This is a genomic window from Enterococcus sp. DIV0724b (genome assembly GCF_050531475.1).
Lineage (GTDB): Bacteria > Bacillota > Bacilli > Lactobacillales > Enterococcaceae > Enterococcus_L > Enterococcus_L haemoperoxidus.
Map to the genome: position 1 here is coordinate 1,676,853 of NZ_CP172890.1, position 25,289 is coordinate 1,702,141.

The 25,289-nt window shown below is 35.6% G+C and carries 20 protein-coding genes and 1 other annotated feature; of the genes, 15 read left to right on the forward strand and 5 right to left on the reverse strand.

Translation table 11 applies throughout. The features are described from left to right. The first annotated feature begins 106 nt into the window (after positions 1–106). The 5 genes from IGJ02_RS07720 to pheT all read left to right on the forward strand — a co-directional run bounded on the left by IGJ02_RS07720 (position 107) and on the right by pheT (position 11,721). Positions 107–3,685, forward strand: a complete 3,579-nt coding sequence (locus IGJ02_RS07720; protein WP_430603961.1) for a PD-(D/E)XK nuclease family protein — start codon at positions 107–109, stop codon at positions 3,683–3,685. Beyond that, entirely contained in the window at positions 3,678–7,475 is a 3,798-nt protein-coding gene (addA, locus tag IGJ02_RS07725; protein WP_430603962.1) for a helicase-exonuclease AddAB subunit AddA, read from the forward strand. The genes IGJ02_RS07720 and addA overlap by 8 nt, the downstream gene beginning before the upstream one ends. A 65-nt stretch (positions 7,476–7,540) precedes the next feature. After that, entirely contained in the window at positions 7,541–7,885 is a 345-nt protein-coding gene (locus IGJ02_RS07730; protein WP_010761262.1) for a winged helix-turn-helix transcriptional regulator, read from the forward strand. 42 nt (positions 7,886–7,927) lie between these two features. Beyond that, positions 7,928–8,137, forward strand: a binding site (T-box leader). Between the two features lie 107 nt (positions 8,138–8,244). After that, on the forward strand, positions 8,245–9,291 hold the full coding sequence (gene pheS / locus IGJ02_RS07735) for a phenylalanine--tRNA ligase subunit alpha (protein ID WP_430603963.1): 1,047 nt from the start codon (positions 8,245–8,247) through the stop codon (positions 9,289–9,291). Positions 9,292–9,297: 6 nt separating this feature from the next. Continuing rightward, positions 9,298–11,721, forward strand: coding sequence for a phenylalanine--tRNA ligase subunit beta (gene pheT / locus IGJ02_RS07740; protein WP_430603965.1), 2,424 nt, complete (start codon positions 9,298–9,300; stop codon positions 11,719–11,721). A gap of 49 nt (positions 11,722–11,770) precedes the next feature. Here the strand turns inward: pheT and IGJ02_RS07745 are convergent, their stop codons facing one another. Genes IGJ02_RS07745 through IGJ02_RS07760 form a run of 4 tightly spaced genes read right to left on the reverse strand, consistent with a single transcriptional unit; the run spans position 11,771 to position 14,771 of the window. Next, a complete protein-coding gene (locus tag IGJ02_RS07745; protein ID WP_034683206.1) occupies positions 11,771–12,409 on the reverse strand; it encodes an amino acid ABC transporter permease in 639 nt (212 codons plus the stop codon). Between the two features lie 30 nt (positions 12,410–12,439). Then, a complete protein-coding gene (locus IGJ02_RS07750; RefSeq protein ID WP_430603966.1) occupies positions 12,440–13,138 on the reverse strand; it encodes an amino acid ABC transporter permease in 699 nt (232 codons plus the stop codon). 46 nt (positions 13,139–13,184) lie between these two features. Then, positions 13,185–14,009, reverse strand: coding sequence for a transporter substrate-binding domain-containing protein (locus tag IGJ02_RS07755; RefSeq protein WP_430603969.1), 825 nt, complete (start codon positions 14,007–14,009; stop codon positions 13,185–13,187). Positions 14,010–14,042: 33 nt separating this feature from the next. After that, on the reverse strand, positions 14,043–14,771 hold the full coding sequence (locus tag IGJ02_RS07760) for an amino acid ABC transporter ATP-binding protein (protein WP_010761268.1): 729 nt from the start codon (positions 14,769–14,771) through the stop codon (positions 14,043–14,045). Between the two features lie 453 nt (positions 14,772–15,224). Between IGJ02_RS07760 and racE the strand changes: the two genes are divergently transcribed. The 8 genes from racE to IGJ02_RS07800 all read left to right on the forward strand — a co-directional run bounded on the left by racE (position 15,225) and on the right by IGJ02_RS07800 (position 22,639). Next, positions 15,225–16,049 (forward strand): glutamate racemase, encoded by an 825-nt coding sequence (gene racE, locus IGJ02_RS07765; RefSeq protein WP_034683201.1) that lies wholly within the window; start codon positions 15,225–15,227, stop codon positions 16,047–16,049. A 3-nt stretch (positions 16,050–16,052) separates the two neighbouring features. Next, positions 16,053–17,402: a ribonuclease PH gene (rph, locus tag IGJ02_RS07770; protein ID WP_430603972.1), complete on the forward strand. Its 1,350-nt coding sequence runs from the start codon at positions 16,053–16,055 to the stop codon at positions 17,400–17,402. 10 nt (positions 17,403–17,412) lie between these two features. Then, positions 17,413–17,928 carry a metallophosphoesterase gene (locus IGJ02_RS07775; RefSeq protein ID WP_430603974.1) on the forward strand — a complete coding sequence of 172 codons (516 nt, stop codon included), beginning with the start codon at positions 17,413–17,415 and terminating at the stop codon, positions 17,926–17,928. A gap of 189 nt (positions 17,929–18,117) precedes the next feature. Next, complete coding sequence (gene cbpB / locus IGJ02_RS07780; RefSeq protein WP_010761272.1) at positions 18,118–18,615, forward strand: cyclic-di-AMP-binding protein CbpB; 498 nt, start codon at positions 18,118–18,120, stop codon at positions 18,613–18,615. Between the two features lie 85 nt (positions 18,616–18,700). Then, positions 18,701–19,402, forward strand: coding sequence for a 2,3,4,5-tetrahydropyridine-2,6-dicarboxylate N-acetyltransferase (gene dapD, locus IGJ02_RS07785; RefSeq protein ID WP_010761273.1), 702 nt, complete (start codon positions 18,701–18,703; stop codon positions 19,400–19,402). Positions 19,403–19,612: 210 nt separating this feature from the next. After that, a complete protein-coding gene (locus IGJ02_RS07790; protein WP_010761274.1) occupies positions 19,613–20,764 on the forward strand; it encodes an efflux RND transporter periplasmic adaptor subunit in 1,152 nt (383 codons plus the stop codon). Further along, complete coding sequence (locus tag IGJ02_RS07795; RefSeq protein ID WP_430603977.1) at positions 20,757–21,437, forward strand: ABC transporter ATP-binding protein; 681 nt, start codon at positions 20,757–20,759, stop codon at positions 21,435–21,437. The genes IGJ02_RS07790 and IGJ02_RS07795 overlap by 8 nt, the downstream gene beginning before the upstream one ends. Further along, positions 21,434–22,639: an ABC transporter permease gene (locus tag IGJ02_RS07800; protein ID WP_430603979.1), complete on the forward strand. Its 1,206-nt coding sequence runs from the start codon at positions 21,434–21,436 to the stop codon at positions 22,637–22,639. The genes IGJ02_RS07795 and IGJ02_RS07800 overlap by 4 nt, the downstream gene beginning before the upstream one ends. Positions 22,640–22,920: 281 nt before the next feature. Here IGJ02_RS07800 and IGJ02_RS07805 read toward each other — a convergent pair whose 3' ends face one another. Next, positions 22,921–23,373, reverse strand: a complete 453-nt coding sequence (locus tag IGJ02_RS07805) for a MarR family winged helix-turn-helix transcriptional regulator (RefSeq protein ID WP_430603980.1) — start codon at positions 23,371–23,373, stop codon at positions 22,921–22,923. A gap of 133 nt (positions 23,374–23,506) precedes the next feature. Here IGJ02_RS07805 and IGJ02_RS07810 point away from each other — a divergent pair, with 133 nt between their 5' ends. After that, positions 23,507–23,947, forward strand: a complete 441-nt coding sequence (locus IGJ02_RS07810) for a flavodoxin domain-containing protein (RefSeq protein ID WP_430603982.1) — start codon at positions 23,507–23,509, stop codon at positions 23,945–23,947. A gap of 106 nt (positions 23,948–24,053) precedes the next feature. Continuing rightward, the gene (locus IGJ02_RS07815) at positions 24,054–25,181 is read left to right on the forward strand and encodes an N-acetyldiaminopimelate deacetylase (protein ID WP_430603983.1); all 1,128 of its coding nucleotides are present in this window, start codon (positions 24,054–24,056) and stop codon (positions 25,179–25,181) included. The last annotated feature ends 108 nt before the right edge of the window (positions 25,182–25,289 follow it).

Here is a 25,289-nt window from a genome sequence, read left to right on the forward strand (position 1 = left end):
GCTCTCTTTTAATTAAGAGGCTTTTTTTGTTGGATGGCAAAAGCCGTATTCAAACACGATTTATGATAAACTAAGAACAGGAAACATTTATAAAGGATGTGACAAAATGAGTCTACAATTTATTCGCGGAACTGCTGAGATGGATTTAGAAGAAGTTCTTATACAAGCTTCTGTACAGTGGTTGTCTGAAGAGGATTCGCATGAAGTTTTTTATTTAGTTCCAAATCACATGAAATTTGAGCAAGAGATCAATGCACTCAAACGAATAAAATATATTCAAAAGAACCAGAACGATTCGATTGCAACAATGCGCTTTCAAGTGTTTAGTTTCTATCGATTGGCATGGTACTTTTTACAACATACACAATATTATGGTTCAGAAATTCTTTCTGAAGCAGGAGCTGCGATGGTTTTTAGAAAGATTCTATCAGAGAATGAAGAGGCGCTGAAAGTCTTTCGTGGAGAAGTCAATAAATCAGGATTTATTCAACAGTTATTTGACTTGTATCAGGAAATGAAAGAAGGCAATATTGATTTAGATGAGCTATTTGGCCATTTATCAGGCCAACAAACAGATAGTAAAGAACAGGATTTACAATTGAAGATTCAAGATATCAAATTAGTTTTTTCAAAATTTGAAGAAACAATGAGTCAATATGGAATCAAATCTGCAGAAATCATTAATTACTTAACGGAATACCTAGAAACAAAAGATCTGAGAAATGTTTTATTTGTAATCAATGGGTATCATAATTTTTCTGCAAGAGAATTGAAATTGATTGAGACATTGATGCGTCGAGGTGGCGAGGTTAAAATCTCTTTAGTTTTGGATAAAAAATATCCGAACGAGCTACCATCATTGATGAACCTATTTTATGAAACAGGTACGACTTATCATAAACTGTATCAATTAGCAAGAAACGCTAATGTGGCGATATTACCAGATCATGTGGAAAAGAATAAAAAGTTGATTGCTGATAATAGCATTCAAACTCTTGAAAAATACTGGATCGAAGCTCAGGAAAGTCATCCTAAAAGAGGAAAACAAAGAATCAATGATGATCATCTACAATTTTGGTGCGCAGAAAACCCTAAGGAAGAAATCAATCACATCGCAAAAGAAATCAGAAGATTAGTTGTAGAAGAAAATTATCGGTATAAAGACATTCAATTACTTACTCGGGAACTAGACAGTTATGAAACTATGATCGAACCTCTATTTTCGATGAATGAAATTCCTGTTTACTTAGATCGGGATATGGCGATGGAACAGCATCCTTTGGTTGAATTTATTCAGTCATTATTTGCAATTCATGCGTATCATTATCGTTATCGGGATGTATTGCGCTTTTTGAGAACAGAATTATTTTTTCCCATTGAGGATCAAATTTCAGTTGAAGAATGGCAAGTTCAACGAAATGAATGGCGCCGAAAAATAGATGTAGCTGAAAATGTCGTTTTAGCATATGGTTACGAAGGCTATCATTGGGAGAAAAATAAAGATTGGCATTTTATTCGCTATGATTTTGAAGCAGAGCAACAAGATGATACTGAATTGATCGAAAAGGATTCCAATACTGTACGAAAAATGATTCAACAGAATGTGCCAGCCTTTTTTAAGACAATCCAAAAAGCACAAACAGGTGTTGAAGCAGCTGACTATTTTTATCGTTTTTTAGTGAATAATGGGGTCGAGAAGCAGTTGATGATGTGGCGCAATCAAGCAATAGAAATGGGCCAATTGGAACAAGCTCGTAATCATGAGCAAACTTGGGAAGCATTGATGACTTTATTAGATGAGTATGTGACGATTTATGGAAAGGATTCCTTTGATCTAGCTGCGTTTGAAGAAATTTTTTCAAGCGGTTTAGAAGGCTTACGTTACAATAAAGTGCCAACAGCCATTGATCAAGTACAAGTCCGTTCAATTGATCTAGCTAGGCCTGGACAAGCGAAAGTCGTGTTCGCTATTGGCTTGACGGATCAGGTTTTACCTCAAAAATTTGATAACAAAACATTACTTTCAGATGAAGAAAGACAATTCGTTAATGATCAATTAGATGATGGTCAATTTTTATTGAATGACACGAGAAAAAGCATTGCCAAGGAACCCTTTAACGCGTATATCATGTTTGCAGCCGCTACTGAACGTCTGTATTTTTCTTATCCAAGTGTGAAAGATACCGCTAAAGATGTGAAAGTATCTACTTATTTAACAAATATTCAAAATGATTTAGGTTTACAGATGCAGCAAAGAAATGCTCTTACAATTTTGGATGATGAGCAAGTAAGTCTAGAACATATCGGAACCTACAGAACGCTGATCAGTGATTTAACAAATTTAAAACGCCAGAAAAAGGAAATGCAAGAAGGTATTTTGGTATTTTGGCTTACCTTGGAACGTCAATTAATGAAACACTCGCAGGCAGCACTAGCAAGTCATGTTTTTGAAAGTCTAGGACATCAAAACTTGCCAGAGAATTTACAAGAGCATTTAGCAGATGAACTATACACTAAACATATTTATACATCTGTCTCAAGAATGGAAAGTTTCTATCGTTGTCAATATCAATATTTCTCACGCTTTGGCTTAGGCTTAAAAGAAAGAGATGTTTTTGGGTTATCACCGGCTGCAACGGGAGACTTTTTCCATGAGGCATTGGATCAGTTCTTTAAATTATTGATCATGCAAAATAAACAACTATCTGAGCTGACGGATCGAGAAGTTAGCGAGTTCACAGAACAAATTTTGAATACTGTATTCGGCGAAATAAAATTTTCGATTCTCGACACATCTAGCCGAATGAATTATATTCGTTATCAGCTTGGACAAACAATAAAAAAAGTGAGCTGGGCGTTGAAACGTCAAAGCGAACGTAGCGGGATGACGACTGTTCAAACAGAAGTTTTATTTGGTCAGATCGCAAGTCAAAAAGGGATCAAAGGCTTAGAACTTCCCTTGAAAAACGGCGGCAATATTAGTGTTAGAGGGAAAATAGACCGCTTAGATCAATTAGTAACACCAGATTCTTTATATCTAGGAGTCGTTGATTATAAATCTAGCCACAAAAAGTTTAACATTACGGAGGCGTATTATGGATTGGCCATGCAGATGTTGACTTACTTAGACGTTGCGTTGATGGATGCTGTTAATTTAGTTGGTCAGTCGGCTAAACCAGCAGGATCATTTTATCTTCATGTTCATAATCCAATTCTTCCATATGAAACAGAAGATAAAAAAGAGCAGCAGCTTTTAAAGAAATTCCAATTTGATGGGTTGTTATTGAACGATCCAGTTTTGCTTGAAAATCTAGATAAAAGTTTACAGGCCAAACAAAGTTCACTGATTTTCCCAATTGAGGAATCAGCAAAAGAAATTATTAAACCAGGACGTCGTCAAGAAGATAAATTTGTGACAGAACCTGAATTAGGTGCTTTATTAACTCATAACCGCAGCAAGTTCATCGAAGCCGGTAACAAGGTGACGAGTGGAGAAATTGAGTTGAATCCTGCTTATCAAGGAAAAGAACGAATTGCTTGTCGTTTTTGTCCCTTCAGAAGTGTTTGTAACTTTGATGTTATGTTAAAAGAAAATAACTACAATCGAATTGAAACATTATCTAAAAAAGATGTGATGGATCGTTTGATAGAAAATGAGCAGGAAGGAGGAACGAATGATGAGTAAAGTAATTCCTTTACGTCCAGAAAATGAACAATTTACTGATAATCAGTGGCAAGCTGTTTTTGATGGAGACGAAAATATTTTAGTTTCTGCTTCTGCTGGTTCTGGAAAAACCACAGTCCTTGTTCGTAGAGTCATCGAAAAACTTAAAAGTGGTACGGATATCGATCGATTATTGATCGTGACTTATACAGAAGCGGCTGCAAAAGAAATGAAAGAAAGAATTCAAGTTGCTTTGCAAAAAGCAATTACAAATGAAAGTGAGCAAGAGAAAAAACAGCACTTTATCAAACAGTTGTCCTTGCTTCCAACTGCGAATATCAGCACATTGCATGCGTTTTGTTTAACTGTGATCCGACGTTTTTATTATTTGATTGAAATGGATCCTGTGTTTCGCTTGCTGACAGATGAAACGGAAATGCTGCTTTTAAAAGAAGATGTTTGGGATGAACTCAGAGAAAAATTCTATGCTGATAATGAAGAAACCTTTTATCAACTGACGAGTAACTTCTCTAATGACCGTAGTGATGATGGTCTGACTAAGCTAGTCTTTTCATTGTATGAATTTGCCCGTGCTAATCCAGATCCAGACGAATGGCTCGCTCATTTAGCTGATAGTTATCGTGTAGATGGACAGTTAGGTGATTCAGCCTTATTTCAAGAATATTTGAAACCACAAGTCATGGACAGTCTATTACGTTGTGTAGATCGTTATGAAGAGATGATTCGCATGACCGAAGGAGAAGAAAAGTTAGCAAAAATTGCGACACTTGCAAGATACGAAAAAGAATTTGTCGAAACATTTACTAGCCAATTAGCAGACAACGATTTAGAATCTGGCTTTGAAATTTCAAAAACAGTTACCTTTGAACGTTATCCTACTGTGCGAGCAGAAGACTACAAAGAGATAGCTGCCCAAGCGAAAAACTTGCGAGAACAAAATAAGAAAGCAATAAATGATATTATAAGTAATCTCTTTACACTGTCCCCAGAACAAATGAAGGAAATCTTAGAACAATCACAGCCGCTTGTTCAAGAGATGGCTAAAGTTGGAAAAGCATTTATAGATTCTTACAGTAAACAAAAGCTAAGAAAAGGCTTAGTTGATTTCAATGATTTAGAACATTTTACTTTAGCGATCTTAGCAAAAAACGAAGCGGGTGTTTGGTTAGCTAGCGAAGCTTCCAACTATTATCGAGAGAAGTTTGATGAAGTGCTTGTCGATGAATATCAAGATATCAATCGATTGCAAGAGACGATTCTTTACTGGCTAAGAAGACCAACTGCTGAAGAAGGTAACTTATTTATGGTGGGAGATGTTAAGCAATCTATTTATTCTTTCCGCTTGGCTGATCCAACACTTTTTATTGAAAAATATAATCAATACGGGCAAAATAAGGATGGAAAACGAATTGTTCTAGCTGAAAATTTTCGTTCTAGAAAAAATGTTTTAGATTTTACTAATTTGGTTTTTGAACAATTGATGGATGAACGTGTTGGACAAATTGCATACGATGATGCAGCCCAATTGGTTCATGGATTTGACCAGTTTGCTGAGGCTGAAAATTATGATACAGAACTGTTGATTTATGAAAAAAAATCGGAGCAATTGGAAGAAACACTTAAACTAGACGACTCTCAATTAATTCTAGAAGACAAAACCGAAGGCGAATTGCATATGACAGCTCTGAAAATCAGAGAGTTGATTGATAATAAATTTTTGATTTATGACAAATCGACAAAAGAAAATCGACCACTAACCTACAAAGATATCGTACTGTTGACACCTACTAAGAAAAATAATTTGACGATTTTGGAAATATTCAAGTTAGCTGGAATTCCCATTCAAGTGAATGATGCTCAAAATTATTTTCAAGCAACAGAAGTTCAAACGATGGTGGCTCTTTTACAAATCATCGACAATCCGTATCAAGATATTCCACTAGCGGCTGTTTTGCGTTCGCCGATTGTAGGATTGAGAGAAAATGAATTAGTGACGATTCGTTTAGCTGCTAAAAAAAGTTCGTATTACGAAGCATTTTTAACATTTAATCAAACTGATACTGACAATTCACAGCAACAATCATTAAAAGAAAAAACAACAAAATTTGCTGAATGGTTGGAACAATGGCGAGAAATTGCTAGAAGAAATCAATTATCTACGCTGATTTGGCAAATTTATCAAGACACAGCGTATTTAGATTATGTAGGTGGTATGCCTGCTGGTAAACAAAGACAGGCGAACTTATTCGCACTAGTTGATCGTGCAAATAGTTATGAACAAACCAGTTTTCGTGGATTGTTTCAATTTGTTCGTTTTATCGAAAAAATGCAAGAAAAAGATAAAGATTTAGCTGAACCTGTGATTTTGAGCGAAGAAAATGCGGTACGAGTCATGACCATTCATGCTAGTAAAGGCTTAGAGTTTCCAGTAGTTTTCATTTTAGATATGACCAAAGAATTTAATCTTGGTGATCTGAATGAACGCTATATCTTTGATGATCGGCTTGGTGTCGGGATTCGTTATCTAGATCAAACAGACCGAATGCTTTATGAAACGTTACCATTTTTAGCTATCAAACAAGCAAAATTAAAAAAATTACTTTCAGAAGAAATGCGTAAACTATATGTTGCGTTGACGCGTGCTGAGCAAAAACTTTATTTGGTTGGTTCTTATAACAATCAAGAAGCGACGTTTAAAGAGTGGCTGAAAATCGCTGATGTTCAAACAAAAGTGTTACCTAGCGAAAATCGACTGCAAGGAAAGAGCAGTTTAATGAATTGGGTAGGAATGAGCTTGGTTCGACATCAGAAAATGGCTGAGTTTCAAACGGAATTTGTGACTGAAAAAATTGCTGGAATCACACAACATCCGGCTAGCTTCTCCATTTCTTTCATGACCGAAAAAACGATTCAAGAACAGTTTGCAGCACTTCAATTTATTGATACGAGTGCTATAAAGGAAGTTGAAACGAAAAAGAGCGATTCGAAATCCATTGAAAAAGGCTTACGTCGTTTGAATTATGAGTATCCTTATCAACTCTCAACTAAAACGACAAATTACCAATCAGTATCGGAGATCAAGCGTGTTTTTGAAGATCCAGACAATAAAGAAATCGCTAAAATCGAAGTGGATGAAAAAAATACAATTCAACCAACACCAATGATCATTCACAGAATGAGTGAAGGGGAGTTAGGTAAACCTAGATTTATTGAAACCATTCGAAAACCATCTGCAGCAGAAATCGGCACAGCGACTCATTACCTTTTACAATTGTTAGATTTGAAAAATGAACCAACTAAAGAGAGTATCATCCAATTGATTGATGAACTAATTAAAACAAAGATCATCCAAGAAAATGTAGCCAAGCAAATCAATGTGGAGCAAGTTTTATCGTTTTATCAAACAAGTTTAGGGCAACTATTGCTAGAAAATCCAGCAAAAGTTATTCGTGAACAACCATTTTCAATGTTGTTGAAAGCCGAAGAACTGATTAAAGATTATCCGAAAGAAACGCAAGATGATTTATTGATTCACGGAATGATTGATGGTTACGTCGAACAAGAAGAAAGTTGTATTTTATATGATTATAAAACGGATTTTGTCCAAGATATAGAAAATATACAAGAAATCAAAAAAATCATCCAGCGTTATAGAGGTCAATTAAATTTATATCGAAAAGCGCTGGCCCAAGCAACGAGCAAAGAAGTAAATCAAGTATTGTTAGTATTATTGTCAGCTGGGATCATTATTGATATGGACAAAGAACAAATTATAGAAAAAATGAATTAAATTGAAAGCAAATCTACTTACAAATTGTAAGTTGTGTGCTATACTCAGTTCACGAGGTGAGGAAAATGGAGCAAGTAAAAACAACCGAATTTTCATTATGTCCTAAATTTGAAAAAGCATTTGCGATTTTAGGAAAAAAATGGAATGGTTTGATTATTGACGTCTTGTTGGAAAATGGTCCTCAACGATTTGGTGAGTTAAGACAAAAAATACCTGAACTTAGCGATCGAGTGTTAGTAGAACGCTTGAAAGAGCTAGAAGGGGAAGGAATTATCTCAAAAGCGGTTCGCTGTGATGAGAGTAGTCGTCTAGAATATTTCCTCACAAATAAAGGCAAGGACTTACAACAAGCAATGGAACAAATTCAGCATTGGGCAGAAAAGTGGGTTACCGCTGAAGAATGCAGTTGACCTAAGACTTAATTTCTTGTAAACTGTAATCAATTGAATAACAAAAGAACGTTGATGGAAAAGAGTAGTTTGGTTGATACGAAAAGGGAAAACCTGTCTAGGACTGGAAACAGGTTGCGTAATCGAAAAATGAAGTTCACTTCCGGAGTTTGTTTGTTCCAAAAAGAGCAGATCGGTGAAAGCCGTTATAAGAATTGAGTGCATGATTTTTTGTCATGAAGTAGGATGGTAACACGATAGCTCGTTCCTTTATGTAGGAGCGGGCTATCGTTTTTTATATGAACATTTTTAGGTATTTTGTTATTATGTTACTGCTTTTGACTCAATTCAACGATCAAACAAAAGAAAGGAATAGAGAAATGACATTAAAAGCTCAATTAGAAGCATTAAGAGATGAGACATTGACTAAAATTCAACATGTAGCTGATCTTAAGGCTCTAAACCAAATTAGAGTAGAAACGCTAGGTAAAAAAGGCCCAATTACTGAAGTATTGAGAGGGATGAAAGATTTATCTGCGGAAGAACGTCCGGTCGTAGGAGGTTTTGCTAATGAAATTCGCGATTTGTTGACTGAGGCTGTTGAAGCACGCAAAGAAACTCTGGAGACAGCTGCTTTGAATGCTGCTTTAGAACAAGAAACGATTGATGTGACATTACCAGGAAAGCAAATGGTTCATGGTACACGCCACATATTATCTCAAGTAATGGAAGAAATCGAAGATATTTTTGTTGGTATGGGTTATCAAGTTGTTGAAGGATATGAAGTTGAATCGGATCATTATAATTTCGAGCGTATGAACTTGCCTAAAGATCATCCCGCTCGCGATATGCAAGATACCTTTTATATTTCTGACGAAATTTTGATTCGTACGCACACTTCACCTGTTCAAGCTAGAACAATGGAAAAACACGATTTTTCAAAAGGCGCGCTACGTATGATTTCTCCAGGAAAAGTATTTCGCAGAGATACCGATGATGCAACGCATAGCCACCAATTCCATCAAATCGAAGGATTAGTGATCGATAAGAACATTACAATGGGTGACCTTAAAGGAACACTAGAAGTTGTCATGAAAAAAATGTTCGGTGAAGAACGTAAAATTCGCTTGCGTCCGAGTTATTTTCCATTTACTGAGCCATCAGTCGAGGTCGATGTCAGCTGTTTCAAATGCGGCGGTTCCGGCTGTAATGTATGTAAACAAACCGGTTGGATCGAAATTTTAGGTGCTGGTATGGTTCATCCAGACGTGCTGTCAATGTCAGGAATCGATCCAACTGAGTATACTGGTTTTGCCTTTGGCTTAGGGCCGGATCGTGTAGCAATGTTACGTTATGGTGTGAATGATATCCGTAATTTCTATCAAAATGATTTACGTTTCTTAAATCAGTTTAAGGTAAAGGAGTAGTCGACGATGTTAGTTTCTTATAAATGGTTAAGTGAGTATTTAGATCTTTCAAAAATTTCTGCAAAAGAATTATCTGACCAAATGTCTTTGACTGGTATCGAAGTTGAAGGTGTTGAAGTACCAGAAGAAGGCTTGAAAAAAATTGTGGTCGGTGAGGTCAAAGAATGTATTCCTCATCCAAATTCAGATCATCTATCGATCTGCCAAGTGGATATCGGTGAAGAAGAATTATCACAAATCGTTTGTGGTGCACCGAATGTCAAAGTCGGCATCAAAGTGATTGTAGCTTTACCTGGTTCTCGTATTACTGGCAATCAAAAAATCAAAAAAGGTAAAATGCGTGGGGAAGTCTCAAATGGTATGATTTGTTCTTTACAAGAATTGGGTTATTCGGATAGTGTGATTCCAAAAGCTTATTCTGAAGGAATTTATTATATGCCGCAAGAGGCTGTCAATGGTGAGGATGTTTTCTCTTATTTAGACATGGATGACCACATTATCGAATTATCAATCACGCCAAACCGGGCAGATGCATTAAGCATGCGTGGCGTTGCATATGAAGTGGGAGCTATTTACCGTCAAACGCCTAAATTCAATGACGCTCTTTTAGAAGAGGATACTACTGAAACAGCTGCTGATTATATCTCAGTTGAGGTGGAAGATCCAAAAGATGTACCGGCTTATCAAATCAGAATTATTAAAGATGTGAAAATTGCCGAAAGTCCATTATGGCTGCAAACTCGTTTAATGAACGAAGGAATCCGTCCAATCAATAACGTGGTTGATATAACGAACTATATCCTTTTATTATTTGGACAACCATTGCATGCATTCGATTATAATAAATTAGATAGTCAAACGATTTTAGTCAGACGGGGTAAAGCGGATGAAGAAATCGTTACTTTAGATGGTGAAACTCGTAAACTAACTAATGAAAATATCGTTATTACAAATGGTAAAGTTCCAGTAGCTTTGGCTGGTGTTATGGGTGGTGCGGATTCAGAAATCACTGAGGAAACAACAACGGTTGCGCTGGAATCTGCATTATTTGATTCATTATCCGTTCGAAGAACATCAAAAGAATTTAACCTACGTAGCGAATCTTCTAGTAGATTTGAAAAAGGGATTAATCATGCAACAATTGGTGAGGCTGGCGATGTAGCAGCGGCAATGATCGCTAAATTAGCTGGCGGAACGGTTGTTTCAGATAAGGCCATTGGCTCAGAATTAACCTTAGAAGATGTTGTTGTAAGTGTAACAATTTCTCGAATCAATGAATATCTGGGCACGGAAATGAATCAAGCGACGGTTAGTGAAATCTTCGATACTTTAGGATTTGAGTATGAACTTGATCATGAAAAATACACTGTGACAGTTCCACCTAGACGTTGGGATATTACGATCGAAGCAGACTTGATCGAAGAGGTTGCACGTATTTACGGTTATGACAATCTACCGTCAACCTTACCAAAAGGTGAGACTGTAGCAGGTAGCTTAACGAGCGGACAATTATTAGTTCGTAGAATCAAAAGCTTATTAGAAGGTTGTGGTGCAAGTGAAGCAATCAGCTATGCTTTAACAACAGAAGAGAAATCTCGTCAATTTATGATGAGAGAGAGCTTAACAACAAGTCTACAATGGCCAATGAGTGAAGAACGTTCTGTTTTAAGAATGAACTTGATTTCAGGTTTGCTAGATGATGTGGCATATAATGTTGCTCGTAAAAATACCAATGTTGCACTTTATGAAATTGGACGAGTGTTCTATCAAGATAACGATCCTAAAAAAGAATTGCCATATGAAGAAAATCATTTAGGAATCGTATTATCTGGAAATAGTGTAGTAAAAGATTGGCAGACAAAAGAAATACCTGTTGATTTCTATACGATCAAAGGAATACTTGAAGTATTATTTGACTCAGTAGGTATTGCGTATAAAATATCTTATGAAGCGACAAAAGATAACCAAGAGTTGCACCCAGGAAGAACAGCTTTAGTTAAATTGAATGATACAGTCATCGGTTTTATTGGGCAAGTTCATCCAAATGTGGCAAAAGAATATGAAATTCCTGAAACATATGCTGCTGAATTAAATCTTCAAGCAATTATTGAAGAAGAAAATGATGCCTTAGTTTATCAACAAATTTCAAAATTCCCAGCCGTTTCTAGAGATATTGCCTTATTAGTTGATGAAACAGTAACTAGCCAAGAGTTAGTTGGAACGATTTCTAAACATGCTGGAAAATTCTTGCAAACTGTTCATTTATTTGATGTATACCAAGGAGATAATATCGCTGAAGGTAAAAAATCAATGGCGTATAGCTTAACTTTTGTGAATGCAGAAGCGACATTGGTAGACGAAGAGATCAACCAATCAATGGAAAAAGTAGAAAAAGCTTTAGTAGCAGAATTTAATGTGACGATTCGATAAAAAAAGAATGTAGCGTAAAACTAAAAAATAGTTTACGTTACATTCTTTTTTATGTCCAATTCCTAGATAGCCATCTCGAAAATTGAGAGATAGAAAAGTTGATCACGAAATACATCAAAGCGACAAGACCATATATAGCAAAGACTTGTTCTGTTTGTGCATAGCGTCCCATTAAGATATATGATTTTCCAAATAATTCTTGCAAAGCAATAACTGAATATAAAAAACTAGTATCTTTGATTACTGTTACAAATTGTGAAACTATAGCAGGCAATACATTGCGAATAGCTTGAGGCAAGACAATATACAAAAGAATTTGGAAATTGCTAAATCCTTGTGAACGAGCCGCTTCTTTTTGTCCTTTATCTACACCGTTTAAACCACCACGGATAATTTCAGCAAGAGCTGCGGTTGTGAAAACAGTGAAGCTAACAATACCAGCCGGAGTAGACTTGATCTTAAAAATCAAGAAAATTACATAAATCCACAATAAATTTGGGATATTTCGAACGATTTCGATATATAAACTAGCTAAAAATTTTAAAGGGCCAGTTTTTTGATTTCTCAACACAGCTAAAATTGTTCCAAAAATTGTACTTAACACGATCGATACAAAAGAAATATAAAGTGTAAGCTTCAAACCATCGAATAAAAAGCGCAAATTATTGCCGGTCAGAAGTTGACTCATTTGTTCTGAAAAAGACATGTATGCATCCTCCTATCTGGTATAAGCTTTCTTATTATTTTCTTCAAGTTTTCTCGCTAAATTAGCTAGCGGGAAGCATAGGATAAAGTAAAGAAATCCTGCTATAGCGAAAGCTGGAATATAATTTAAATTGATCGAAGACCAGCTGTTGGCAGTGAACATCACATCAGTGCCTGATATAATTGCAACGGTCGATGTATTTTTGATTAAGTTAACGATTTGATTTGTTAAAGGCGGTAGCATGATACGCCATGCCTGTGGTAAGACCACATAGCGCATCGTCTTTCCGTAAGAGAAACCTTGAGAATAAGCCGCTTCAAATTGACCTTTAGGAACAGCGCCAATTCCAGAGCGAACAACTTCGGAGATATAAGCACCATGATAAAGACCAACACAAATAATGGCGATAGTCGTGGTTGAAAAAGTCAACATCGGACTAATTAAAGGAAACCCATAATAGACTACGATAAATTGAATCAACAAGGGTGTATTTTGAAAGAACTCAACATAAATTCGACTGATTACATTTAAAAACTTATTCTGCATAGCGGATAGACTGCCGAAAAAAATTCCTAATAGCATAGCAACAATCAGTGAGCCAATAGCCAATAAAATAGTATAGAGGAAAGCATCGCCAAAAAGTCTCCAGTCTTTAAATAATGCTTCCCAACGATAGAGTGCAAAAGGACCTGCATTTGCTATAATGAACATGTATTTTCCTCCTAAATTCTAATAAATTGCATAGAATCGCGAAGTGCTAGTCTAGATTCCACGTTTTGTAAATTTTTTCTAAGGTACCATCTTTTTCCCATTTTTCGATGGATTGATTCAACTGATCATTCAGTTCGGTATTTGCTTTTTTCGTAGCAATTCCATATTCTTGTGGTGAGAAACCATCTTTAAGAATTTCTGTATTATCGTCTACATAACCTGTCAAAATCGATTTATCAACTGAGAAAGCATCAATTCTTTTTGAAGTTAGGGCTGTTTTCAGTTCAGGATAAGAACCAAGTTCTTGATATTTGAATGATACACCCAATTCTTTCGCTTGTTTTTCGATTGCTTCTTTTGTCGTTGCTGATTGAACGACACCAATTGTTTTTCCATCTAAGCTAGCAGTATCAGTAAATTTGTCAGCTTTTCTTACTAAGAAACCAACTTCGTCTTTATAATAAGGGGTCGTGAAATTGTAGGTTTCTTTTCGCTCATCCGTAATTGTAAAGGTTGCGATCACCATATCTAATTCACCATTATCCAACAATGGACCACGAGTTTTAGCTGTTACACCAACAAACTCTACATTATCTTCGCTACCAGTTAATTCTTTCGCGATTAAGCGAGCGATGTCTGGTTCCATTCCTTCATTTTTATTCGTGTCGGGATTCATATAGCCAAAATTAGGGACATCTTCTTTAACACCGACTTTAATGACACCGGCATCTTTAATTTTCTGAAGGTCAGTTGTACTCTTATTACCAGAGTCGGCTGATTTTTTATCATCTCCACCACTTCCACACCCTACAATTAAACCAAGTGCTAAACTAAGGGATAATGCAACTAATAATTTTTTCGTTTTTTTCATTTTGAACTTCCTCCTTATAGGTAATTTGTTAGGTTAATTATGAATGATTTTACTTAAAAATTCTTTGGCACGTTCATTTTGTGTATTAGTGAAGAAATGTTCGGGCGTTCCTGTTTCAATGATCTGACCGTTATCCATAAAAATAACTTTATCGGCTACTTGACGCGCAAAGCCCATTTCGTGCGTAACACAAATCATTGTAATGTTTTGTTTTGATAAATCTACCATAACATCCAATACTTCTTGAATCATTTCTGGATCAAGAGCAGAGGTTGGCTCATCAAAAAGAATAATTTCTGGATGCATGTTCAGAGCCCTTGCAATTGCCACGCGTTGTTGCTGACCACCAGAAAGTTGAGCAGGGTAGGCATTCGCTTTATCGGCCAAACCAACCCTTTCTAAATAGTCCATTCCAGTCTTAGTTGCCTCTTCTTTACTAACGCCTTTAACTTTGATAGGAGCTAAAGTAAGATTTTGAATGATTGTCTTGTGCGCATACAAGTTAAAACTTTGAAATACCATTGCTACTTTTTGGCGAACTTTTTGAACAGGTGCTTTTGGTTCAGTAATGTCGATGCCATCAACAAATATATGGCCGTCAGTAACTTTTTCTAAACGATTGATACAACGGATCAAAGTACTTTTACCTGAACCAGAAGGTCCAATAATTACGATCTTTTCTCCTTCGTTGACTCTTAGAGAAACATCTTTCAAGACATGATGATCCCCAAAATACTTATTTACATGTTCCAACGAAATCATGGTCATTCTCCTTTATGTATAAAATTATCACATCATATTTTATGATTGCTGATAGGTAAGTGTATGAATAGTTATCTAGGTAAGTAGATAATCTTTTAAACTGAGAAAATAGAAAGAGTTATTATAAAGCTTAGTATATAGATATAGCTGATTTTAAGGCGAAATAAGCTCAGAAATCATTGTCTTTTTATAAAAACAGTTTTCTTTTATATTTAATCAGTTCATCATAATTCTATCCATCCGTTAATGTTAGAAATTATAACATACGAAAAATAAGATTACCAGTTTTTTTTAAAGGATGGCTGAATAAAAACACTTAAAATGCGTCATGCAAATAAAAACTTGAAGGACAAAGAATGATATAATAGAAGCTAGCGATAATAAAACTTGAAAAAAATTGTTAAAAAGTAGAAAATAAGAGTGTTGAAAAAATACTGTAAAGGTTTGATTGGCTTGAATAATCATGGAGCAATAGGATTTATAGATTCTGGGGTCGGCGGACTTACGGTAGTAAAAGAAGCATTAAGACAACTGCCTAATGAACGTTTGATTTACCTTGGAGATACAGCAAGATGTCCTTATGGACCAAGACCTGCTGAACAAGTGGTGCAATTCACCTGGGAAATGACCCATTTTCTTTTAGAAAAAAATATCAAAATGTTAGTAATTGCTTGTAATACGGCTACAGCTGTTGCATTAGAAGAAATCAAGGCTGAATTGGATATACCAGTTGTTGGAGTGATTTTACCTGGGACAAGGGCAGCGCTCAAAGCAACTAAGAATAATCGTATTGGAGTGATTGGAACTGCTGGCACGATCAAAAGCAGTGCTTACGAGGCGGCTTTAAAAAGTAAAGCGCCTAATACCTTTGTTTCTAGTTTGGCATGTCCAAAATTTGTTCCAATCGTCGAAAGTAATGAGTTTAATTCTTCTGTAGCAAAAAAAGTTGTATCAGAAACTTTGAGCCCACTGCAATTAAAAAAACTGGATACCTTGATCTTGGGATGTACACATTATCCATTGTTACGTCCTTTAATCCAAAATGTAATGGGGAGTCAGGTGAAACTAATCGATTCAGGAGCTGAAACAGTGAGTGAAGTGAGTATGTTATTAGATTATTTTGATATCGCAAATACTCCTCAACACAAAAATAAACCTAATGAGTTTTATACAACAGGTTCAGTAAAAATGTTTAAATCAATCGCAAATGATTGGCTAGGTTTAGAAACAATTAGAGTAGATCAGGCTCGATTATCTAATAATTTACGAGGTGAATAAAATATGATCAGACATGATGGAAGACAAGCAAAAGAACTAAGAAAAATCACCATTGAAACGAATGTTTATAAACATCCTGAAGGGTCAGTCGTGATTTCTTTTGGTGATACTAAAGTTATTTGTTCAGCAACTGTGGAAGAAAAAGTTCCACCGTTTTTAAAAGGAGAAGGAACAGGTTGGGTAACTGCAGAATATAGCATGCTCCCTAGAGCCACAAATACGAGGAATATCCGTGAAAGTGCCAAAGGAAAATTAACAGGTCGAACAATGGAGATCCAACGCTTGATTGGTCGCTCATTACGCGCTGTTATTGATTTGAAAAAATTAGGAGAAAGAAGTATTATCGTTGATTGTGATGTTGTTCAAGCAGATGGAGGTACTCGCACAGCAAGTATTACTGGAGCGTTTGTAGCCATGAAAATAGCTGTTGATAAAATGCTTAAAAAAGGGGATTTACAAGAAAATCCAATTAAAGAGTATTTAGCAGCAGTTAGTGCAGGGCTTTTAAATGATGGTCAGTGTGTTCTTGATTTAGATTATAAAGAAGATTCTGCTGCAGCAGTGGATATGAATTTGGTGATGACTGAATCTGGTAATTTTGTTGAGCTTCAAGGAACAGGTGAAGAGGCGACATTTTCGGGAGATGAGTTAAATTCACTATTATTCTATGGGAAAACTGGGATCGAGCATTTGATTGCCTATCAAAAAGAAGCCTTAATAAATCAAATGAGCGAGATGTCTTTTCCAACAGAAGCTAAAACAATCGTTATTGCTACGAGAAATCCTGGGAAAGCGAAAGAGTTTACTAAAATTTTTGCTGAAAAAGGCTATCATGTTAAAACATTATTGGATTACCCAGAATTACCAGATGTTGAGGAAACAGGGAAAACATTTGAAGAAAACGCGCGTTTAAAAGCAGAAACGATTGCTGAAATTTTAAAACAACCTGTTTTAGCAGATGATTCAGGGTTAATCGTTGATGCATTAGATGGTAGACCAGGAATTTATTCAGCTCGTTTTGCCGGAGAACCAACAAATGATGCAGCTAATAATGCAAAATTACTGCATGAATTAACTGGTGTACCAAAAGAAAAACGAACAGCTACATTCCATTGTACACTTGTTTTTGCAGCCCCTGATAAAGAAAGTTTGGTTGTTGAAGGGGAGTGGTCTGGAGAGATTGGAACAATTCCGCGAGGAGATCATGGATTTGGGTATGATCCCTTGTTCTTCGTACCAGAAGAACAACAAACGGCAGCTGAATTATCAGATGAGCGCAAAAATGAGATCAGTCATAGAGGAAAAGCCGTTGCAAAACTAAGAGATCAATGGGAAAATTGGTTGAAAAATTAGGAGGTTGTGCATGAAATATTTAATTGTAAGTGATAATCATGGTGATCGTGATGTGTTAGTTGATTTAGCAGGAACCTATCGAGGAAAAGTAGATAAAATGTTTCATTGTGGGGATTCAGAATTAGAACCTACTGATGTATTATGGAACGACTTTAGTGTAGTTAAGGGAAATTGTGATTACGATCCGGAATTTCCTGACACGATTGTAGAAAAGAATGGAACAGATACTATTTTTATGACACATGGTCATTTAGCCAATGTTCGTTCTGGCTTGACTACACTTGCCTTACAGGCCAATCAGGTCAACGCTAATATCGTGTTATTCGGTCATACACACGAAATTGGTTGTGAGGTTCGGGCGAACGTACTTTATTTAAATCCTGGAAGCATCAGTCTACCGAGAGGTCCGATCCAACTGAAGTCGTATGCAATTATCGAAAGTACCCCAGATCAATTTAGTGTTCAATATTATGGACGAGATCACCAGCCCTTCAAAGAATTGCATTTTGTTTTTAATAAAAAATAATGTAGATAGCTTTTGCTAGAAATAGCAGGGGCTATCTTCACTTTATCTGCAAAGTCTAAAAATGAAGAAAATATTGTCAAACCTTAATTTTTTTTAATAGTTATGAAAAAAGTTTGAATTTAAAGACATTTGCATCCGTTTTCTGTACAATGTTAGTTGTGGCAAAGAAAATGAAATGGAGGCACTCCAATGATTGGAACTGCTATAAAAGAATTATTATTAGAAAAACAAGAAACCTTTTTGATTCCAGCGGAAAATGTTGCAAACGTGATGTGTTTGAATCCGCTAAGTCATGCGCTATTGGTTTTATCTCAAGTAAAATATTCAAAAATTCCAGTTTTAGATAAAGGGGATCGTTTCGTCGGTCTGATCAGCTTATCTGATGTTGTGGATAAAATGTTCGATATCACGTCTGTTGACTTTGATAAATTACAAGATTTTACTGTGGCAGATGTTATGGAAGTCAATGTGCCAATTATTGGTGAACAATGGGAACTAGAAGATGTTCTTCATTTGTTAGTTGATGCAGCTTTTCTACCTGTAGTGGATGACAATCAACGTTTTAAAGGAATCATTACTCGTAAAGAATTATTAAAAGCAATCAATCATATGGCACATGAACTAGAACGAAAAAATATTATCTTACCAAAAAATGACGGAGAATCTGCAGAAATGAAAGTGATTTGATTTTGAATTCAAGACTTCACTTTTTTCTAGTTTTTTGATAAGCTAACACTCAAAACTGTTATTTAATATGAAGGGAGTTATTTTGATGGATGCATATGAAATTATTAATTATATCGGGAACGCTGAAAAGAAAACACCAGTAAAAGTTACTTTGAAAGGGAAACTTAAAGAAGTTATTTTTCCTGATGAAATCCAAGCTTTTACGAATTGCAAAACGGGCACATTATTTGGAGAATGGAAGGTAATTAAAGAGTTTCTTGAGAAGAATAAAGAGAACATAGTAGATTACGTTATTGAAAATGATTCTCGAAATTCCGCTATCCCGCTGTTGGATATTAAACAAATCAATGCTCGAATTGAACCAGGAGCAATTATTAGAGACCAAGTTGAGATTGGTGACAATGCTGTGATTATGATGGGCGCAATCATCAATATTGGTTCAGTGATTGGTGAAGGCACGATGATCGATATGGGTGCAATTTTAGGTGGACGCGCAACCGTTGGTAAAAATTGTCATATCGGTGCGGGAACCGTTTTAGCTGGTGTAATTGAGCCGCCTAGTGCAGAACCAGTAGTAATCGAAGATAATGTTTTGATCGGTGCAAATGCAGTTATTTTAGAAGGTATCCGAGTTGGAGAAGGTGCAGTAGTTGCAGCAGGAGCGATCGTAGTTGATGACGTTGCACCTTATACAGTAGTTGCTGGAGTGCCTGCAAAAAAAATAAAAGACATTGATGCAAAAACGAAAAGCAAAACAAATATGATGGAAGAATTACGCAAATTATAATTAACAAATAGAGTACCGTTGTATTTAGGAAAAAACGGATATATAACTTCTATGTGATCTGGATGTGACTCAAAGAGTCATATTCAAATCACATTTTTTTATATACTAATCTTTCAAATATGTAAGATAAATGTTCGCTTATTCAATTCTCTTCAAGTTTATTTCCGACTATAATCAGTTATATAAGATTAAGTAGGAGGAACGAGTATTATGAAAAGTAAAAAATTCAAATTAGTTATTGGTGGTATTATAATCGGAGTATGTATAGGGAGTTATTTTCTCTTTTTTTCTTCACCTAAAAAAGCTGAACCTAGTTATAACGTCTTTACTTTAAATCAATTAGATCCACTTTTATTGAAAGGTGAAGTTAAAGCGTCTCAAACTGAAGAGATATTCTATGATCAAACATTGGGAACAATTGGTGATATTCCTGTTAAACATGAACAAGAAGTTAAGAATGGGGATGTGCTACTTAATTATCTAAATAGCGAAGCTCAGTCGAGAGCGGAACAACAGCAAAGAACAGTGAATAAGAGTAGTTTGTCAGCTCAACAAGCAGCTCAAAATTTGAGCCGTGCGCAAGCTCGTTATAATGAAGCGCAAGCAAGTTATAATCAAGCTAAAGCTGAACTTGATAGAGAAGTAGAACCTGATAAAAAAGAAGAGCTTAAAGGAAAAGCTGAACAACAAAAAACAGAAGTGACGACTACAAATAATGAAGTGATTCAGGCTCAACAAGCATTAGATTTAGCTTATACAGAAGTGAACGATGAATCAGCAGCATTAGAATCAGAGCAAGGGAAAGTTACATCGACAGTAAAAGCAACGATTGATGGTGTTGCAATGGTAAATGAAGCGGGCAAGAAATCACTAGAGCAACCGCTAGTACAAGTGCTTAGTAAGACCAAACAAATAAAAGGAACCGTTACAGAATATGACTTGAGCAAATTAAAGGCAGGTCAAGAAGTCAGTGTGACTTCAATTGGTTCTAATCAAACAGCTACAGGGAAAATCGGTAGTATCAATCAATTACCAAAATCAAAAAATGGTTCTGATTCAGAAATTCCTACTTATGAATTCATCGTTGACGGGGATTTTCCTTGGGCATACGGTTCATCTGTTCAAATTTCGTTACCTCAACCACAATTGGTTGTACCAGAAAAATCTATTCTAACAAAAGATGATAAAACATTTGTTTATGTATATAAAAATGGTCGAGCAGTGAAAACCGATGTCAAAGTTAAAGACGTAAATGGTGCTAAAAATGTCGAGTCGGGCGTTTCAAAAGGGACTAAAATTATTGGAAACCCAGATGATGTATTAAAAGATAATACAGAAGTGCAGGTGGTTGAAAATGATTAAACTGGAACAAATCAACAAATTCTACTCTTTGGAAGAAGAAAAACTTCATGTTTTGAAGAACGTTAATTTTGAAATTAAAGAAAAAGAATTTGTAGCTGTAATGGGGCCATCTGGTTCTGGGAAATCAACTTTGATCAATTTAATCGGTTTTATCGACAAAAAATTCGAAGGAACATACTTATTTGAGGGCAAAGAAATTACGGATTTTTCTGACAAAGAACTCTCTGAAATCAGAAATAAATCAGTAGGATTTGTCTTTCAAAATTTTAGCTTGATTGAAAATAATACTGTTTTTGAAAATATCGAACTGCCGTTATTATACAACGGTTCAGCTTATACCGATACCAAAGCAAGAGTACAAGAAGTACTAGAAAAAGTTGGTTTAGGAGATAAAGGGAATAAATATCCAAAACAACTTTCTGGTGGTCAGCAGCAGCGTGTGGCGATTGCAAGAGCGATTGTGAACTCACCTAGATTTATCATAGCTGATGAACCGACAGGCGCTTTAGATTCAAAAACATCAGATGATATTATGCAGTTATTTCAAGATTTGAATAAAGAAGAAGGCGTAACGATTATTTTAGTTACTCACAATCCAGAGATGGTTTCTTATTGCGGTCGTTTGATTCGCGTTAAAGATGGCGTCATTGTTGAAGAGGAGTTGATTAAATGAAAAATTTCGTCATTTGGAAGACCGCTTTAAAATCAATTCTAAAAAATAAAAAACGCAGCTTTTTAACGATGTTTGGGATTATTATCGGGATCGCATCCGTGATAACGATCGTTTCTATTGGTAATGGATTTAAACGAGATATGATCAATAAAATGTCGATGACTAATACGAATGAAAATATAAGCAATATCTCATTTAATTATTATGATATATCGAATGCATTTACCGAAAATGAAATGTTTAAAAAAAGTGACTTTGATTTAATCAAGAATATAAAAGGAGTCAGAAAAGTTGATTTTTATAAGCCAAAACAAAAATTGACCGAACGGCAAGTAGAATTATATATTCACGGGAAAAAACTAACTAAAAAAATAGAACGCGTTGAAAAAACCTCTGAAAACTTATTGGTAGGTCGACAAATCGAACTTAAAGATAATGAAACGTTAAATAAAGTCGTTGTGATCGATGAAGTTTTAGCACAAAAGCTGTACGGTGACCCTGAAAAAGCAGTTGGAAAAGGTTTTGAAATAATGAATGAACTCTTTACAGTGGTTGGGGTTGTTGCTAGTAGTAATGGTACCTTATCTGCGGAAAATCAATCGGCACTCGCACATTTTCCAATAAAAAGTTATGATCATTACTTTAAAAAGCCTGAAAGTCAATCCATCTTGAATATAGAAATAGATGCAGGAGAAAATAAAGACAATGTGACTAGAGAGGTTTTAAAACAACTTAATTTTACTGGTAGTTTGAGAAATGTCGGTGAGTATGATACATACAATCCAAAATCAGGTATCGATCAAATGGGCAGTATTTTAGATAATCTTACATTGTTCATTTCAGCTGTAGCAGGTATCTCGTTGTTTATTGCTGGAGTGGGTGTCATGAATATGATGTATATTTCTGTTTCAGAGCGGACAAAAGAGATAGGGATCCGTCGTGCCTTAGGGGCAACAGAAAAAGATATTAGAAAGCAATTTTTAGCTGAAGGGCTGACGTTGACATTGATTGGTGGCTTGATTGGTTATCTATTAGGGATGATACTGGGTGTTCTTTCATCTATGTTTTTACCTTTTGCAGTGCGACCGGATTTATTTACAATCGGTTTAGCTGTAGGAATTTCAATCTTGATCGGTGTTGTCTTTAGTTACATGCCGGCTTCAGCGGCGTCTAAAAAAGACTTGATCGATATTATGAAATAATAGTAATAAGAGACTGAGGCAAAAATGTAGTGACTCCTAAAAATTAGAGCGAATAGAAAAATCAATTGCGGACTGAAGTCTGTATTGTGCAACATTAGTTTATCATATTCAGCTTATTTTCGAAGCCTTCAAATTTTAGTACTTTAGCATTTGAAAGTTATTGTGATCGAAGCGTAGTAGCTGTTTTTTCTAGCCGTTTATTTGGATTTAGAGCGCGAAACAAAACTGATTTTTAGTTTTAGTTTCGCGCTCTTATTTGTGAATAAATAAGAATGTCTAAACTATTTAGTTTGCAATTGTTTATCTAATACTGAAACGGCTTGGGATAGGAATTGATTGATAATCTGTAACTCTTTTTCTGAGTATTCTTGACCTAATTGTTGCATAGCCATGTCTAATGGTTGATATGCTTTTTTTATTTCCTCTTTGTCTTCGTAGGTTGGGACAATAATTACCCGTCTGCGATCGTTTGGATCTTTTTCTCGACGAGCATAACCTATTTTTTCTAAACGATCGATCAATGCTGTGATTGTCCCAGTAGATAAGCCAGTTTTATCCGCTAATTCTCCAGCAGTAAGTGGTCCGAGCTCGTTTAACAAGTCAATTGAAATATAGTCATTTGCTGGGATTCCTAATGATTGAACGATTGCTTGCTGATGTAAGATTGAACGTGAACCGAATCCTCTTAATAGAGCGGTGAGTTGATTAATAGCTATGTTTTGATTGTTTGACAAATATCTTCCCTCGCCTTATGCTTAATATATCTCGTTAAACGAGATACTTTTTCGTCAAAATAGTTTTGAATAAATCTATGATAACAAGCTAGCTGTTATCTGTAAAGTGAAGAGAGAATTGAGGCTGAGTCAAATGAAAACATTGATCATTTATGGAACCAAATCAGGTGCATCTAAAGAATGTGCAGAACGATTATACAAAGAAATCAGCAATTCTATAATTATCGATATTGATCAAGAGAGCCCAGTTATAGACGAATATACGCATATAATTGTGGGTGCTGGAGTTCGAAATGATAAGATGTATAAACCAATTAGAGATTTTTTAAAAAAAAATCAAACTGTGCTACTAACTAAAATGATTGCTTGTTACTTATGTAATTCAAAACCCAAAACAACAGAGGATGTAATCATTGCAAGTATTCCAGAAGCTATTAGAGAAAAAGCGATTGCAATCGTTTCTTTTGGTGGGTACAAACCTTCCTGGGTTCCAGTAAGTGAGGAGAACAAATTAAAAGGAATCGATTTAGAGAAAATCAGCGCATTTGCTCAGCACTTTTTACAGAAAAAATAATAGTTGAACGGTTTAAGACTGCAAAATTTCTCTTAAGAAGGATTGACATAATAAGCATTTTATTCAACAATAAGACATAGAGAAATAGAAAAGAGGCAGATGAGCAGTGATTCAAGAACGTTTGATTGAGATTCGTAGACAGTTACACAAAATACCTGAAATTGGGTTAGAAGAAGAAAAAACACAAAAATTCTTATTAAAAATTATCAAATCCATTGATAAAGAATTTGTAGAATATAAAACTTGGCGAACTGGAATAATGGTTTTTGTCCACGGAAAAGATCCCAAAAAGACGTTTGGTTGGCGTGCAGATATTGATGGTTTGCCAATCACGGAGGAAGTTATTTCAAATTTCCAGTCTACACACAAAGGGTATATGCATGCCTGTGGACACGACTTTCATATGACAATTGGTTTAGGATTACTGGAACAGTTGATTCTTACACAGCCAGAAAATAATTATCTATTCCTTTTTCAGCCAGCAGAAGAAAACGAAGCTGGCGGCATGTTGATGTATGAAGACGGTGCTTTCGGTTCGTGGTTGCCTGATGAATTTTATGGATTGCACGTTAATCCTGAATTGCCGGTGGGAAAGATTACAACAAAAATCGGGACACTTTTTGCTGCAACTTGTGAAGTCCAAATCAGATTAATAGGTAAAGGTGGACATGCGGCTTTCCCACATGCCTCAAATGATATGATTATAGCTGGTATGAGCCTTGTCCAGCAGGCGCAAACAATTGTCAGTCGAAATGTTAACCCAGTTGAAGGGGCCGTAGTTACATTTGGTACATTTAATGCAGGGAGTGCAACCAATGTGATCGCAGGAGAAGCTACAATTTCTGGGACGATTAGAACCTTAACTGAAGAAATGAATCAATTGACACAAATTAGAATTAGAGAAATCGGAGAAGGAATTGCGAAATCGTTTAACTGTGAGGTAGATGTATCACTGGATCAAAAAGGATATGTTCCTGTGATCAATAATAAAGAAACAACAGAAAATTTTATGTCATTTATGGAACATGAACCAGGTGTTTTATTCGAAGATGCAGAGGTAGCTATGACAGGTGAAGATTTTGGTTATTTATTATCTAAAGTACCAGGAACGATGTTTTGGCTAGGAGTGGACAGTGAATACGGTCTGCATTCTGCGAAATTTGAGCCAAAAGAAGAAGCGATTCCTTTTGCTGTAGAACATATCAGCAACTTTTTGAAATCATTAGATAAATAAAAAAGAACGAGATAAAAACGTTCAGCTCTGATAAATAAGCTACTTTTATCTCGCCGTTTGTATGGATTTAAAGCGTGGAACAAAACTAATTTTTAGTTTTGCTCCACG